General features: G+C 64.0%; 11 protein-coding genes. 4 read left to right on the top strand and 7 right to left on the bottom strand.

Annotation, left to right across the window (positions count from 1 at the left end; genetic code table 11):
- Position 1 precedes the first annotated feature (1 nt).
- From KTJ89_RS10695 to KTJ89_RS10685, 3 genes are all read right to left on the bottom strand, one after another.
- A complete protein-coding gene (locus KTJ89_RS10695) occupies positions 2-1,234 on the bottom strand; it encodes an ABC transporter permease (RefSeq protein WP_139908661.1) in 1,233 nt (410 codons plus the stop codon).
- Entirely contained in the window at positions 1,231-2,889 is a 1,659-nt protein-coding gene (locus KTJ89_RS10690; RefSeq protein WP_259357720.1) for an ABC transporter ATP-binding protein, read from the bottom strand. The genes KTJ89_RS10695 and KTJ89_RS10690 overlap by 4 nt, the downstream gene beginning before the upstream one ends.
- Before the next feature lie 74 nt (positions 2,890-2,963).
- A complete protein-coding gene (locus tag KTJ89_RS10685; protein ID WP_229664228.1) occupies positions 2,964-4,025 on the bottom strand; it encodes a BMP family lipoprotein in 1,062 nt (353 codons plus the stop codon).
- Positions 4,026-4,362: 337 nt separating this feature from the next.
- Here KTJ89_RS10685 and KTJ89_RS10680 point away from each other — a divergent pair, with 337 nt between their 5' ends.
- The 4 genes from KTJ89_RS10680 (at position 4,363) to KTJ89_RS10665 (ending at position 9,362) form a co-directional block, all read left to right on the top strand.
- Entirely contained in the window at positions 4,363-6,219 is a 1,857-nt protein-coding gene (locus KTJ89_RS10680) for an ABC-F family ATP-binding cassette domain-containing protein (protein WP_259357719.1), read from the top strand.
- Entirely contained in the window at positions 6,220-6,570 is a 351-nt protein-coding gene (locus KTJ89_RS10675; RefSeq protein ID WP_248283944.1) for a TraR/DksA family transcriptional regulator, read from the top strand.
- A gap of 113 nt (positions 6,571-6,683) precedes the next feature.
- Complete coding sequence (locus KTJ89_RS10670; protein ID WP_259357718.1) at positions 6,684-8,090, top strand: acyltransferase family protein; 1,407 nt, start codon at positions 6,684-6,686, stop codon at positions 8,088-8,090.
- A gap of 222 nt (positions 8,091-8,312) precedes the next feature.
- Positions 8,313-9,362, top strand: coding sequence for a homocysteine S-methyltransferase family protein (locus KTJ89_RS10665; RefSeq protein ID WP_259357717.1), 1,050 nt, complete (start codon positions 8,313-8,315; stop codon positions 9,360-9,362).
- Between the two features lie 143 nt (positions 9,363-9,505).
- Here the strand turns inward: KTJ89_RS10665 and KTJ89_RS10660 are convergent, their stop codons facing one another.
- The 4 genes from KTJ89_RS10660 to KTJ89_RS10645 form a co-directional block, all read right to left on the bottom strand.
- Positions 9,506-10,843 carry an MFS transporter gene (locus KTJ89_RS10660; RefSeq protein WP_259357716.1) on the bottom strand — a complete coding sequence of 446 codons (1,338 nt, stop codon included), beginning with the start codon at positions 10,841-10,843 and terminating at the stop codon, positions 9,506-9,508.
- Between the two features lie 137 nt (positions 10,844-10,980).
- Complete coding sequence (locus KTJ89_RS10655; RefSeq protein WP_259357715.1) at positions 10,981-12,612, bottom strand: class I adenylate-forming enzyme family protein; 1,632 nt, start codon at positions 12,610-12,612, stop codon at positions 10,981-10,983.
- Between the two features lie 141 nt (positions 12,613-12,753).
- Complete coding sequence (locus KTJ89_RS10650; protein WP_259357714.1) at positions 12,754-13,908, bottom strand: PucR family transcriptional regulator; 1,155 nt, start codon at positions 13,906-13,908, stop codon at positions 12,754-12,756.
- Between the two features lie 44 nt (positions 13,909-13,952).
- Complete coding sequence (locus KTJ89_RS10645; protein WP_259357713.1) at positions 13,953-15,095, bottom strand: pyridoxal-phosphate-dependent aminotransferase family protein; 1,143 nt, start codon at positions 15,093-15,095, stop codon at positions 13,953-13,955.
- Between the last annotated feature and the right edge of the window lie 147 nt (positions 15,096-15,242).

Below are 15,242 nucleotides of genomic sequence, written 5' to 3'. Positions count from 1 at the left end.
CTCAGTCCTCCTTCCGCTTGAGCACCGGTGTGGGCAACCGGAAGATCGACCTCACCAGGGGCGGGGCCGCGATGAGCAGCACGATGACGGACTGGACGACGAGGACGATGTCGATCGGCGTACCGGTCTGGGACTGCATGAGGTAGCCGCCGGCCTTGAACGCGCCGAAGAGCAGGCCCGCGAGGAACGTCCCCAGCGGTTTCGACCGTCCCAGCAGGGCGACGGTGATGGCGTCGAAGCCGATCGATCCGCTGATTCCGCCGGTGAGTTTGTATTCGGTGCCGAGCACCTGAGCGGCACCGCCGAGTCCGGCCAGGGCACCGGCGACGATCATGACGAGGATCGTCACCTTCGACACGGAGATGCCTGCGGTCCGGGCCGCGTGCGGGTTCGCGCCGACGGCCTTGAACTCGAAGCCGATCGTCGAACGCTCGAGCAGCCACCACACGAAGATCGTGGCGAGGATGGCGATGACGAACCCGAAGTGGAGACGGAACGGCGGTGGCAGCAGCAGGAACATCTGCGCGGAGTCGTCGATGACGCGGGACTGCGGGTTCGCCGAGGTCGTGTGCGTGAACCAGTTCTGCTTGAGCAGGTAGCCCAGTGCGTAGCCGGCGATCGAGTTGAGCATGATCGTCACGATCACCTCGTTGGCACCGGTGCGTGCCTTGAGGACACCGGCGATTCCGGCCCAGATCGCACCGCCGATGATTCCGCCGATCGCGGCCACGAGCATGTGGACGACGGGAGGCAGCGGCAGCGCGTAGCCGAGGAATCCGGCGATGGTCGCGCCGAGGATGACCTGGCCCTGACCGCCGATGTTGAACAGACCGCAGCGGAAGGCCAAGGCGATGCCGAGACCGGTGAGGATGAGCGGGGTGCCCGAGACCATCGATTCGGTCAGGGGGCGGATGGCGCGTTCGGTGGTGCGTGCGTCCCAGTCGAAGACCGCTCCGCGGAACAGCGCCGAATAGGCGTTGCCGACGGTCTGGAAGAGCGTGGCGAAGAACTCGCCGGGAGCGGCGAAGAAGTTCTCGGCCGCCGCGACGACCTCCGCGTTCGACACGGCGATGAGGACACCGCCGAACAGAAGGGCGAGAACGATCGCCAGCAGCGAGACCAGCCAGGATCCCGACATGATCTGCTGGAGCAGAGTCTGTTCCTTGCCGTCCTCGGTCTCGGACTCCGGCGGCGGTGCCGCGGAAGGAGCCGCCGGTGAGATATCAGTCGTCATTTGGTCTCCTCCGCCGAGGTGGTGGCTGAGTCGTCGTCCGCGGGCTCGGTCGCGCTGGAGGCGGGTTTCGCCGAGGCTGCGGTCGATTCCGTATCGTCTGCTTGGTTTGCGGCACCATCGGTGCTTGTGCTGCCGGCCGTCGCCTCGAGGGCTTCGTCGGCGGGAACGCCGGCCATCATCAGGCCCAGTGCTTCGCGGGAGGTCTCGGGTCCCACGATGCCGACGATGCGCCCGGCGTACATCACGGCGATTCGGTCGGCGAGGCCGTAGACCTCGTCGAGTTCGGTCGAGACGATGATGCAGGGGGTGCCGGAATCGCGTTCGGCGATGACGCGCTTGTGCACGAATTCGATCGATCCGACGTCGAGTCCGCGGGTGGGCTGGCTGGCGATGAACAGTCGCAGATCGCGGCCGAGCTCGCGGGAGAGCACCACTTTCTGCTGGTTTCCGCCGGAGAGGGTCGAGATCGGGTCGGAGACGCTGCCGAGGCGGATGTCGAACTCCTCGACCTTCTTCTTCGCCTCTTCGCTGATGACCTTCGATCGCATGTTCAGGCCCTTGGCATAGGGCTCACGGTCGTAGACGTCGAGGATCATGTTCTCGCGGATCGCGAATTCCGCGATGATGCCGTCGGTCGACCGGTCTTCGGGAACGAAGCCGATACCGGCACCGAGGCGGTCCTTGACCGAATCCCCGACGAGCTTCTTCCCGTCGAGGGTGATCGTGCCCAACCGCGGTTCGGTGAGACCGATGATCGTCTCGGCCAGTTCGGTCTGCCCGTTGCCCTGGACACCGGCGACAGCGAGGATCTCGCCGCGACGGACGTCGAAGGACACGTCGTCGACGACGACGTTCTCGGCCTTGTCGACGACGGTGAGTCCGCGCACCTGGAAGGTGGCATCGCCGGGATCGGCGGCATCCTTCTCGGTCGTCAGAGACACGGCACGGCCGACCATCTGGCTGGCCAGCTCGGTCTCGGTCGACTCCGGCGAGGCCTCTCCGACGATCTTTCCGCGGCGGATGACCGTGATCGAATCAGCGATCGCGCGGACCTCACGGAGTTTGTGGGTGATGAAGACGATCGACGTGCCCTGCTCCTTGAGCTGGCGCATGATCGAGATCAGCTCGTCGGTCTCCTGCGGAGTGAGCACAGCCGTGGGCTCGTCGAGGATGAGGATCTCGGCATCCCGGGACAGGGCCTTGATGATCTCCACTCGCTGCTGGGCGCCGACCGGCAGATCCTCGATGAGGGCATCGGGATCGATGTTGAAATTGAAGCGCGAAGAGATCTCCTTGACCTTCTTGCGCGCCTCGCTGATGTCGAGGAGCCCGAGGCTCTTCGTCGGTTCGTAGCCCAGCGCCACGGATTCGGCGACGGTGAACACGGGCACGAGCATGAAATGCTGGTGGACCATGCCGATGCCCGCAGCGACGGCGTCGCCCGGCCCGGAGAACTTCACCGGCTTGTCGTCGATGAGGATCTCTCCCCCATCGGCGTCGTAGAGTCCGTAGAGGACATTCATCATGGTGGATTTGCCGGCGCCGTTCTCACCCAACAGGGCGTGGATCTCGCCCGGTTCGATGGTGAGATCGATGTGGTCGTTGGCCACGAACGATCCGAACACCTTGGTCATCCCGCGAAGCTCGAGTTTCACTGCTTCCGGTTCTCCTCACAAACTTGAAAACTGCAGGGCCGAAAGAACTCGGCCCTGCAGTTTAACCGACGAGCTTACTTCGGTGTGCTCTCAGACTCGACGACCAGGCTGCCATCGACGATCTGCTTCTTCAGATCCTCGACCTTCTTCTTCACGTCCTCGGGAACCTTGTCTTCGAAGTCGTGGTACGGAGCGAGGCCCACGCCTTCGTTCTCGAGCGTACCGACGTAGGGCTCATTCGAGAACTTGTCCTCCGAGCCTTCCTTGATGGTGTCTTCGACGGCCTGCGAGATCTGCTTGACCACCGAGGTGAGGATGATGTCGCCGTATTCGGTCGACTCGTAGCCGTCGGAGTCGACCCACACGAGGTTGACGTCGCCGGCTTCCTTCGCGGCGGCCGCGGCGCCGAGGCCGACGGGTCCGGCCACGGGCATGATGACGTCGGCGCCCTGCGAAATGAGCTGCTTGGTCAGCTCCTGGCCCTGGCCCTGGTTCTCGAAGTCACCGGAGAACGATCCGTCCTGCTTCTTCTTGTTCCAGCCGAGCAGCTTGACGTCTTTCTTGTTGTCCTTATTGAACTTGTCCACGCCGTCGGCGAATCCGTCCATGAAGATCGTCACCGACGGAATCTGGATGCCGCCGAAGGTGCCGACCTTGCCCGACTTCGAAGTCGCGGCCGCAACATAGCCGGCGAGGTACGCGGCCTCGGCGGTGTTGAAGACGACGGCCTTGGCGTTGTCGATGGTCACCGGCTTGCCGTCGGCGTCGGAGAACGTGGAGTCGATGAGTGCGAAGTTGAGGTCGGGGTTCGCTTCTGCGGCTTCCTGGATCGTGTCCTCGAGGAGGAATCCGACACCGAAGGTGAGGTTGCAGCCCTGCTGCACCATGTTGTCGACGTTCGGCTTGAAGTCCGCGTCGCCCTGCGACTCGGCGAGCTTCTCTTCGATGCCGAGGTTCTTCTTCGCGTTCTCCATGCCCTCGCGGCCGGACTGGTTGAAGGACTGGTCGTCCCAACCGCCGGAGTCGGAGACCATGCAGGCCATGTAGTCGGAGCCGGATTCTCCACCTGAGCCGCAAGCCGAGAGGACCAGGGCAGATGCGGCGATCATCGACACCGCTGAAGCGAGCTTCTTCACGTTTTCTCTTTTCTGATACAGACAGCGCACACGGATGAGGGCCCTGTCTGCCCTTACCGAAAATGTGAAACCACTGGACGAACTGTCATATTTTGATGAGTTTCGGTCAGTCTAATGCACTGAGGTCATTTGGAAAGGTCCGTTAGCACCTCAATCGCAGACACCGATATGAAAAAGAAATAATCCGTCATGCGGTGGGGTTATCGGTCCGAAATGCGAACAGAAAACGCCTTGTGTTTGAGACAGAAAGATGCGGCAAACGATGCGGCCGGCGGCCGGCCGGACTGGCCCATCCGGTCAATCGGGCGAACCGCGGTGAACTAGGCTAGAGACTGCTATGGCACATCTCCTCGGGGCAGAAGCCCTCCACCTCGAATACCCCACGCGAGTCGTCTTCGACTCGGTCACTCTCGGCGTCGAGTCCGGCGACATGATCGGCATCGTCGGCCGCAACGGTGACGGCAAGTCGAGCCTGCTCGGCATGCTCGCAGGCACCATCGAACCCGATTCCGGACGCGTGACGTATCGCGGCGGGCTGCGTCTGGGCATGCTCGGCCAGCGCGATGACCTCGATGACGAGGCGACCGTCGGCTTCTCCGTCGTCGGCGATGCCGCCGATCACGAATGGGCCGCCGATCCGCGGGCCCGTGACATCATCTCCGGTCTCATCGCCGATCTCGATTGGGATGCGCAGATCTCCTCGCTCTCCGGCGGTCAGCGCCGTCGAGTGGCCCTGGCGGCTCTGCTCATCGGCGATTGGGACATGCTCATCCTCGACGAGCCGACGAACCACCTCGATGTCGACGGCATCGCGTGGCTGGCGAAGCATATTCGCGGCCGGTGGCCGAAGAATTCCGGAGCCCTGCTGCTGGTCACCCACGACCGGTGGTTCCTCGACGAGGTGTGCACGAAGACCTGGGAGGTCCACGACCGCATTGTCGAGCCTTTCGAAGGCGGTTATGCCGCCTATGTCCTCCAGCGCGTCGAGCGCGATCGGATCGCCGCCGCCACCGAGGCGAAGCGACAGAATCTCATGCGCAAGGAACTCGCATGGCTGCGACGCGGTGCTCCCGCCCGGACGTCGAAGCCGAAGTTCCGCATTGAAGCCGCCAACCAGCTCATCGCCGATGTGCCGGAGGTGCGCAATCCGATCGAGCTGAAGAAGATGGCCACGGCCCGCCTGGGCAAGGACGTCGTCGATCTGCTCGACGTGTCCAAGCACTTCGCCGAGACCACGATTCTGGAGGATGTCACGTGGCGCATCGGTCCCGGTGAGCGCACCGGGATCCTCGGTCCGAACGGTGCTGGGAAGTCGACTCTGCTCGGTCTGGTCTCGGGAGAGATCGAACCCGATGCGGGTCGGGTCAAGCGCGGCAAGACCGTGCAGATCGGTGTGCTCGATCAGCAGTTCAGGGATCTGGCCCGCATCGCCGAATCCCGTGTGCGCGAGGTTCTCGCCGAGTCGAAGACCTCGTTCAACATCGAAGGCAAGGACTTCACTCCGGCCCAGCTGCTCGAACGGCTCGGCTTCGCGAAGGAGCATCTGTCCGCCAGGGTCAAGGAGCTCTCCGGCGGGCAGAAGCGCCGACTCCAGCTTCTGCTGCTGCTCATGGCCGAACCCAATGTCATCATCCTCGACGAGCCGACGAACGACGTCGACTCGGACATGCTCGCGGCGATGGAGGATCTCCTCGATTCCTGGCCGGGCACCCTCATCGTCGTCTCCCACGACCGGTACCTGTTGGAGCGGGTCACCGATCAGCAGTACGCGATCCTCGACAACGGTCTGCGCCATGTGCCCGGCGGCGTCGAAGAGTATCTGCGGCTGCGGGCCGAACAGGAACGTCGCGGCGCTGCCGGTTCGAACAGGGCTTCCGGCGGTTCGAACGGGGCCTCAGCGGGAACCGACGGAAACGGTGACGGTGGGGCCGCCTCGGCGAGCGGAGGATCCGCATCGGTTCCGAAGCTGTCCGGCGCGGAAGCCCGGGCGGCGAAGAAGGAACTGTCGTCGATCGAGCGGCGGATGGACAAGCTGAACACTCAGATCGCGAAGAAGCACGAGGAGATGGCCGCCCACGACCAGACCGATTTCGAGGGACTGGCCAAGCTCACGTCCGCGATCCGCGAGTCCCAGGACGAACTCGACGAACTCGAGATGCGCTGGCTCGAAGCGTCCGAAGCTCTCGAGGCCTGAGTGATCGACGAAGCGACGATGCGAGACCTGCTCGAGGCGGAACGAGCGGAGACGCAGGCGCTCATCGACCGCCTGACTCAGGGAATCGATGAGGTCTCGGCCGCTCGCGAGGGCGACAACAGCGACGACGAGCACGATCCGGAAGGGGCGACGCTCGCCTTCGAACGGTCGCAGGCCGCGACCTTGCTCGAACAGTCCGAGAATCGCCTCGAGGAGATCGCCGAGGCGGTCGACCGCCTGAACGCGGGCACGTTCGGGACCTGCATCGACTGCGGCAGACCCATCGCCGAGGCGCGGCTGGAGGCCCGCCCCTACGCGGCCAAATGCGTGAACTGCGCCGCCCGCGGCTAGTCGTTTCCATTCCCGTTCGCACGCACGAGTGCACCGTCGCACACGACCGGGCGACCGCCTCGGCGCCGGTCTGAACTTTCCCCAAAGCCTGCCGGGTGCGGTAGTGTATCGGCGTGTCATCACGGGACTATCGCATCGACCGCGCCAAGGGAATACTCATCTTCCTGGTGGTTCTGGGCCACCTCCTCGCCAGGACCTCCCCATGGGAGTCGCCGATCCTGGGCGCACCGATGTACTTCATCTACATGTTCCACATGCCGGCGTTCGTCTTCCTTGCCGGCATCACGGCGAAGTCGAACAAACTGGCCGAACGGGTTCTGACCTACTTCGTCCTCCTCGCCACGGTGCTGCCGCTCATGTGGGGGTGGATGTGGCTCTTCGGGCTCAATCCCGACTACGACTTCCTCCGACCGTTCTGGTACACGTGGTTCCTGCTGTCGATGGCGTGGTGGATGATCACGGTCCCCTTCATCGAGCGATTCCCGCGCACGATGCTCGTCGCTTCTCTCATCGTCGGGCTCTTCGGCGGATTGCTGCCGGTCCTCGACACCGAGCTCTCCGCGGCTCGGACGATGGCGTTCTGGCCGTTCTTCGTCATCGGCAAGCTCTACGGCAAGCAGATCATCGACTGGGCGGGCAGCCTCGCGATCTGGCAGAAACTCTGTCTCAGTGCCGCTGCCCTCGCGGCCGTCGGATATTTCTTCCTCGACCAGGTCGACTACAACTGGCTCTACGGCAGCCTCAACTTCGCCCACTTCGACGTCAGCGTTCCCGAAGGCGTGGGACTGCGACTCATCGTCGACATCGGAGCGGTGCTGCTGACGCTGGCCCTTCTATCCTGGTTGAGCAATACGAAGGACACGATCGCGACGATCGGCAAGAACAGCCTCGCTGTCTACATCCTCCACGGATTCGTCGTCCGCGCCCTGCAGCCGGTCCTCGACGAAAGCCGCAACGTCCTCCACGACGCCGTCGTCCTGCTCATCTGTGTGGCCCTGGCCGTCGTCTGGACGGGCTTGCTCGCCTGGTCGCCCTTCGAACGCGCCCTGCGCTGGTGGTCCTCGACCGTCACCGGCCTGCTGCTCAAACCGTTCCCCTTCCTCCGGCCGGAGGACTCCGACCGTCGCAGCGGGCGAGGTCGCGGAGAGCGAGGCCGCAGCAGGCGAAATCGCGGAGAGCGAGGTCGCCGTGGAGATGCCGGCTACACCGGCGACACCTATCACCCCGGGGACGCCTACAGCGAGGGCGACGGACCGGACCGGCAGGGACTCGGGCTGCAGCCCATGCCCGGAGTCGGCTACCAGCACTCCCCCGGCTACGAACAGCAGCCCGGTCAGCAGCAGTCGTTCGCCTCCCCCGCCCCGGTTGCGGGCGAGCCGTACCCGTTGCCGGGTTCACATGAGGTTCCGCAGAACAACGCCACCTACGAACCCACTCAGGAGGTGCCCGCCGGCGCAGCCCAGCGGGCAGTGCGCTACCGTCGCCTGCCGGTCTATCTCGGCGGCGACGAGGACCGCTGACGATCGGGCCGCCTCGGCGGTCGCTGATCTTTGTGGGGACCCCACCGGAGCCCAGCGTTGCAGGCTTTCGGTCGGGCCGCCTCGGCGAGGTCGTGTTCTTTCATGGCCTTCAGCGTCGAATTATGTCGATGTGACGGACCTCACTGCGTCGATTGATGGTGTGATAACAATGTTCGGGCCGTTTGCCCGGGCTCGGCCACATCATCGAATCGGAGAGCATCCATGACCGCGACCAACGCCCTGACCCAACGCCTCGATGCCGGCCCCGTGATCTGTGCGGAAGGCTTCCTGTTCGAGCTCGAGAAGCGCGGATATCTGTCTGCCGGCGAGTTCGTCCCCGAGGTGGCCCTCGAGTTCCCCGACGCCCTGCGCTCCCTCCACGTCGACTTCCAGCGGGCCGGTTCCGACATCGTCGAGGCCTTCACCTACAACGGGCACCGCGAGAAGATGCGCGTGATCGGCAAGGAAGATCTGCTCGAACCGCTCAACCGCGCCGCCCTCCAGATCGCTCGGTCCGTCGCCGACGCCAAGCCCGGAAACTTCATGGCCGGAAACATCTCGAACTCGAACATCTGGGATCCCGCCGACGAGTCCAAGCAGTCCGAGGTGCGGGCCATGTTCGCCGAAATGGTCGCCTGGGCGGTCGAGGAAGGTGCCGACCTCATCATCGGCGAGACCTTCTACTTCGCTGGTGAGGCCATCGCCGCCGCCGAGATCGCCAAGGCCAGCGGACTGCCCGTCGTCCTCACCCTCGCCCCGATGGCCTTCCAGGAGATGGCCGACGGGGTCGGGATCGTCGAGACCGCGCAGCGCCTCGAGCAGCTCGGCGTCGATGTCGTCGGGCTCAACTGCTTCCGCGGTCCCGCGACGATGCTGCCGTGGCTGAAGGAGATCCGTCAGGCAGTGTCCTGTCACGTCGGCGCCCTGCCGATCCCCTACCGCACCACTGAGGACGAGCCGACGTTCTTCAACCTCTCCGATCCCCGCGCCGAGGTGGCCTCCCCGCACGGACGCACGTTCCCCACCGCGCTCGATCCCCTGCAGACCAACCGCTACGAAATCGGCGCGTTCGCCAAGGAAGCCTACGACCTGGGCGTCAACTACATCGGAGTGTGCTGCGGCGCGACCCCGATGCACATCCGCGAGGTCGCCGAGGCGGTCGGACTGACCACCGATGCCAGCCGTTTCTCCGAGAACATGGCCAACCACTTCATGTACGGCAGCAACGAACGGCTCGCCGACAACGTCGTGGCCCTCGGAGACACTGCCTGAGGCCTTGGAGCATCGCTCACCATTAGGGCCAATACATACAGTCAGCGCCGTAACCGCTCGACGCTACGGGAGGTTACGGCGCTGACTGTATCCTGTGCGACTACGCGGAGGCGATGGCGCTAGCGGTGCGTGGTACTCGGCGATCAAGCGACCTCGGTGACTGCTTTTTGGTTCGCAGAAATCGCCTGCACCTGTTCAGCTTTTGTAAAGTCATCACGGCGGAGGACGAGCAAAGCCGCAAGTGACACCACACCGGTACCGACGAAGAAGTACCATGGCGAGGTAATATCACCTGTCGCTGAGATGAACCAGGCAGCGATGAGCGGTGCGCTGCCACCGAAGATCGCGACGGGAAGATTGTAGGCGACAGCGATGCCGGTCGACCGGATCTTGGTGGGCAACAGCTCGGTCATCGTCGCGTATGTCGACGAGGCGTAGAACCCGAACGACAGTGCGCACGCCACGAGTGGGAAGAAGAAGCTCACCGGCGTTGCACCGGGAGCGGCCAGGAAGAACCATAGCATCGACAATGTCGCCGCGACTCCCGAAACAAGCAGCACGGGCTTGCGGCCCCATTTGTCCGACATGATTCCGCCGATCGGCATCACAGCCGCTGCGAGCACGCACGCAGAGATGATGAACCAGAAGCGCACGGTGCCGGAGAACTGAAGCATTTCACCAAGGAACGTCGAGGCGTAGGTGAGCACGAGGTAGAAGATCGAAGCGTGGACGGTGATGATGCAGAACACGAGCATGAGCGCGCGACCCCAGGTCATGGTTTCACGAAGTGGTGCTTTCGAACTCTCTCCGGCAGCGACGATCGCGAGGAACTCCGGGCTGTCTTCGAGCTTGAGGCGGATGTAGATGGCGATCATGCCCAAGACACCTGCGAAGAGGAATGGGATCCGCCAGCCCCACGCCAGCATCGCCGCTTCCCCGAGGGCCGCCGACATGCCATTGGCCACAAGGCTTCCGAGCAGCAGCCCGAGGACGGCCGTGGTCATAAGCCAACTCGTCGAGTGGCCACGCTTGCCGGGACCGGCGTATTCGGCGATGAAGCTCGTCACCGTGCCGATTTCGCCGCCGGCGGAGAATCCTTGGATGCAACGCAACAGCACCAGCAGGATTGGAGCGGCGAGACCGATGGTGGCGTAGGTGGGCAGTAGGCCGATAAGGCAGGTAGAGCCGGCCATGCAGATGAGCACGATGAGCAGAGTCTGCTTGCGTCCGATGCGATCTGCCATCGGCCCGAAGACCAATCCCCCGAGAGGCCGGATGAAGAAGCTGAGAGCAAATACTGCGAAGCTGCTCAGCAGAGAGATCGTCGGGTCTTCCGAGGCGAAGAAGAGCTGTCCCATGTACACAGCGAGGAATCCGTAGATCCCATAGTCGTACCATTCGATGACATGTCCGGTGACGGCGCCGACGAAGGCTCTCCTGCGACGGAGCCCGTCTGCCTCGGTGATTGTGATTTCAGCCATTGCTGTTCCCTTCTCTCGCGCATCGTTGCGCTGAAATGATGTGTGCCGTCGTTGTACACACAGCGGTGGAGCGTCACTAGTGGTGTTAGTTTCCACGTGATGGTGCTTCACACGTGGTACCGAAATGTGGTCTGGGGTCAGGACGCGTGCTTCGACTGGGCTCCGATCTTGAAACGGCGGATCTTGCCTACGCTCGTCCGCGGCAGCTCGTCGAGAACGTGCCACTCGCGAGGTCGGGCGGCTGGCGCAAGGTTCTCCTCTGCCCATTGCGCCAGCTTGCCGAGGTCGACTCCGGCACTGGAATCGGCAGCGACGACGTAGGCGTGTGGGACCACGTCGCGGATCGGGTCCGGCACCCCGATGACAGCGACCTCGAGCACGCCTGGGGCCTGGGCGAGTGCGGCTTCGATCTCAGTGAGGCTGACGTTCTCTCCCGAGACCTTGATGACGTCGTCGACGCGGCCGACGAACGAGAGGACTCCGTCCTCGTCACGTCGGGCGAGATCACCTGTGAGCAGCCATTCAGTTCCGTCAGCCCCTGTGTGGAAGGCCATGTCTGTGGTCGCCGGGTCGTCGAGGTACTCGAGGAACAGATCCTTCCCGCGAGTGCCGGCGACCGCGATCATGCCGCTCTCGCCCGTATCGACGGGCTGCCTGGTGAGTGGGTCGAGTAGGTCGACACGTCGGCCTTCGAGCGGCTGTCCGATGACATCGCAGCGCGGTGGAACCGATCGGTCGTAACTGACGATCGCGATTGTCTCCGTCATCCCGTACAGTTGCCGAGCGGCGACGCTGACGAGCTCGGCGAACTGCTCATGATGGTCGGGAGCGAGATTCTGTGCATACCAGACGTGTTCGAGTTCGGCCGGTGTCTGCTCAGCGGGCGTGCGGGCGAGGATCATCCGGATCGGAGCAGCGAAGAGGCTGGCGTGAGTGACCTCGAGTTCCCGCGCCCATTCGACCCAGCGACTGGCTGAGAAGTCCGCGGTTACCGCCACCGAGGCACCCGCGCGGATGGCCGAGGAGAAACAGTAATATTGCGCGTTCGCGTGGAACAACGGCAGGGTCACGTACCACCGGTGGTGGGCTTGCAGATCTGCGGCTGCGGCCATGCGTTCGGCGACCTCGAGGTAGTTCGCATGGGTGAGTACGACTCCCTTGGGCTGCGAGGTGGTACCGGAGGTGAACATCACCGCGAGCCTGTCCCCGGATGCAGGCTCAACCCTATTGGCGGCATCGAGATCAACGTTCGGCCGTTCTTCGTCCAGATCGGTCGTTGCGGTCGGAGTCTGCAACAGCGGCGTCCCGGGTACGAGATCGGCTGCGGTTTCAGAAAGCTCAAGGACCGGCAACTGGGGCTGGGCGGCGGAGCCTTGCCGGTAGATATCAGCGCGTTCCACGCTGCAGATCCCGAGTACCGGGGCGACCCTCGAGATCTGAGTGTTGATGTCGTTCTTCGCTGAAGCGGGGTCGACGGGGACGATCCAGGCACCGATTCGCGCTGCGGCCAGCCAGATCGCAATGAATCCCGGGCAATTCTTCAGGCACAGGTGGATCGCGGCGCCGGAATGAACCCCGCGACCTGTCAATGCGGCCGCCGTCTGGTCGACGATCCAGTCGAATTCGCGGTATGTCCACGCCGTGACCTCGCCGGTCTTGTCTCGAAAGAGGAGGAACTCTCGCTCGGCCGCCTCACGGACAGCTGCCGTCCACAGCTGTGCGAAAGTTGAGTCGTTCTCAGCCGATGAGAAATGGTGCGATGATGTCACTGGTGAGCTCCGTTGTCGTCATTGACGGTGGTCTGAATTGCAGAATGTGACAATCGTCGCACGCGTCAGCTCACGAATGAACGGTGAGGTCTCTGAAAGATCTGACCCTCTTTTGGAGTTCTCTCTAAACGCGAATCGGGTTCAAGATTCGTCGATGTCGAACGCGGCCAGCGCCCACGTGATGTCCAACAGCTCTTTCATCCCGAGTTCAGCGATGCCGACCGTGTCGTGGAAGCGCTGAAGCCGGTAGCGCACGGTGTTCTCGTGCACGTGCAACATCTCGGCCGTCTTCTTCACGTTCATCAACGTCCTGATCCACGTGCGGACCGTTTCGAGCACATCGGCACCGGCTGCGGTGTCCGGGCGCAGCGGGAGGACGAAACGGTCAATGAGGTGACTGTTGAGGTCAGCCTGCCCAGGTATTGCCACCTGCCACGTGAGGTCGGTCAAGGAGTGGGCCCCCGGCGCTCCCCGGTGGGCGATCGTCCACACGTTCTCGCAGATCCGGGCAGATTCCGTGATCCGTGACAGCGGGACGAAGGGACCGATGGCCACCGGCACCGAGACGGCCCTAGGGGTGCGAGCCACGATACCTATGATGCGCGCATCCATCTGTGCGACCACTGCCGGTCGCCTGCCGTCCGAACCCGCCGCTTGCAGGGATTCGACGCTCGGCTCGCCATGACCGAATCCGCGAACGCTTCCGCTTTCACCCGGTGCGGCGCAGATAATGACGGCGTAGTCGCGATCGAAGTCGAGTCCGTAGCGACGTGCTTTGAGCAGGGTCTCTGGTCCCGGGTCCTCGGATTCGATGAGACTACGGATGAGGGAGCTGGCAGCGAAGGATTCGCGCAGCGCGGCGGCCCCCGCCCTATAGCGGAACTCCGCGGCCGCTCCGGTTGTGAACCAATCGCCGAGCTGCCACAGCAGGGTCGACCCTTCTAAGGTCACCTGCGGTTCGAGCTCCTGGGCGGCCGCCTCGGCGATGAATGCCTCATGAACGACGTTGAGGCTGATGCGATATGCCCGGATAATGTCCTCGATGGGGACATTCTGGTCGATCCGGGCACGCGTGGTCGCCCGCGATTCGGGCACTTCCTCCGCCTCGGCGATGACGCCGGTGGTGAGGACCTCGACCGCACGTGCTGCGTTCGTGCGCACGGATGCGAGTAGCTGATTGCGCGGCACGTCGACATAGCTGGCCATCTCGGAATAGATCCGATCGGCGGCACTGTCGGCAATCGCGTCGTCGAGGTCCTTCACCTTCTGGGCGACCTGCGCAAGGCCGGCGGCCACTAAATCTCAACCATGGCAGGACGACCGGTGGCTGCTGAAGCCCCTCAGGCTTCGGCGGTCACGCCGATCGAGTCGAGAGCGGCCTCGAGCCGCGCGATGGTGCCGTCGATGTCGCCGAGCTTGTCGAGACCGAACAGGCCGATGCGGAAGCTCGAGAAGTCTTCGGGCTCATCGCACTGCAGCGGCACTCCGGCAGCGATCTGCACACCGACTTCCTTGAAGCTGGCACCGGTCGCGAGCTTCGGATTGTCGGTGTGGACGACGACCACGCTCGGCGAGGCGAACTCATCCGAAGCCACCGAGGGCAGTCCGCGTTCGGCGAGGACCGCGCGCACGCGCTGTCCGAGTTCGGCCTGCGCGGCGGCGAGCTTATCGAAGCCGCGCTCCTCGCTTTCGACCATGAGCTTGGCATTGTGCGCCAAAGCATCGGTGGGCATCGTCGCGTGGTACGGCGCACGGCCGGCTTCGTATTCGTCGGCGATGAACAGCCACTTCTTCAGGTCCATCGCGAAGCTCGTCGAGGTGGATGCCTCGACGGCGGCACGGCCGGCCTTGCTGAGCATGACGTAGCCGGCGCACGGCGATCCGCTCCACCCCTTCTGCGGAGCGGAGATGAGCACATCGACACCGAGGTCGGTCATCGACGCCCACACCGCGCCCGAGGCGATGCAGTCGAGAACGAAGATTCCGCCGACCGAGTGCACAGCCTCGGCAACCTGGCGAACGTAGCCATCGGGCAGGAGCATCCCCGAGGCGGTCTCGACGTGGGGAGCGAACACGACAGCGGGCTTCTCGCGCTCGATGGCGGCGACCACCTCGGCGATGGGGGCTGGCGACCACGGCGACTGGTGCTCGGCACTGTCCGGGGAGGCCTTGAGCACGGTCGTCTCCGAGGCGATGGCTCCGGCGTCGAGGATCTGCGACCAGCGGAAGGAGAACAGACCGTTGCGCACGATCAGCGCCTTCTTGCCGGTGGCGACCTGACGGGCAACGGATTCCATGGCGTAGCTGCCGCCGCCGGGGACGATGGCAGCGGAATCGGCGTCGTAGGCCGAGCGCAGGATCCGGTTGATCTCCTGCATCACGGATACGAACCGCTGCGACATGTGGTTGAGCGATCGGTCGGTGAAGACCACCGAGTATTCGAGCAGTCCGTCCGGGTCAACATCTTCGTGTGGCAAAGTCATGGCTCTAACATATCGACAGTCCGCCATCCGGGCCACCGGAGTCGATCAGTGAGATCGCAGCGACCCTCGCCGAGGCGGCCGAACGTCAGGTTCACCCCGCACCGAGGCGGCCCTGTCGCTGGAGTCCCCCATCACCGAGGCGGCCCG

It is taken from the genome of Brevibacterium sediminis, assembly GCF_024895295.1.
Taxonomy (GTDB): Bacteria; Actinomycetota; Actinomycetes; order Actinomycetales; family Brevibacteriaceae; genus Brevibacterium; species Brevibacterium sediminis.
Note: the sequence above shows the minus strand (reverse complement) of the source record. Positions and strands in the feature narration are given on the sequence as shown.

Coding starts and splice junctions, on each gene's coding strand:
- KTJ89_RS10695 (WP_139908661.1), bottom strand. CDS start 1,234: ATGACGACTGATATCTCACCGGCGGCTCCTTCCGCGGCACCGCCGCCG.
- KTJ89_RS10680 (WP_259357719.1), top strand. CDS start 4,363: ATGGCACATCTCCTCGGGGCAGAAGCCCTCCACCTCGAATACCCCACG.
- KTJ89_RS10665 (WP_259357717.1), top strand. CDS start 8,313: ATGACCGCGACCAACGCCCTGACCCAACGCCTCGATGCCGGCCCCGTG.
- KTJ89_RS10660 (WP_259357716.1), bottom strand. CDS start 10,843: ATGGCTGAAATCACAATCACCGAGGCAGACGGGCTCCGTCGCAGGAGA.
- KTJ89_RS10645 (WP_259357713.1), bottom strand. CDS start 15,095: ATGACTTTGCCACACGAAGATGTTGACCCGGACGGACTGCTCGAATAC.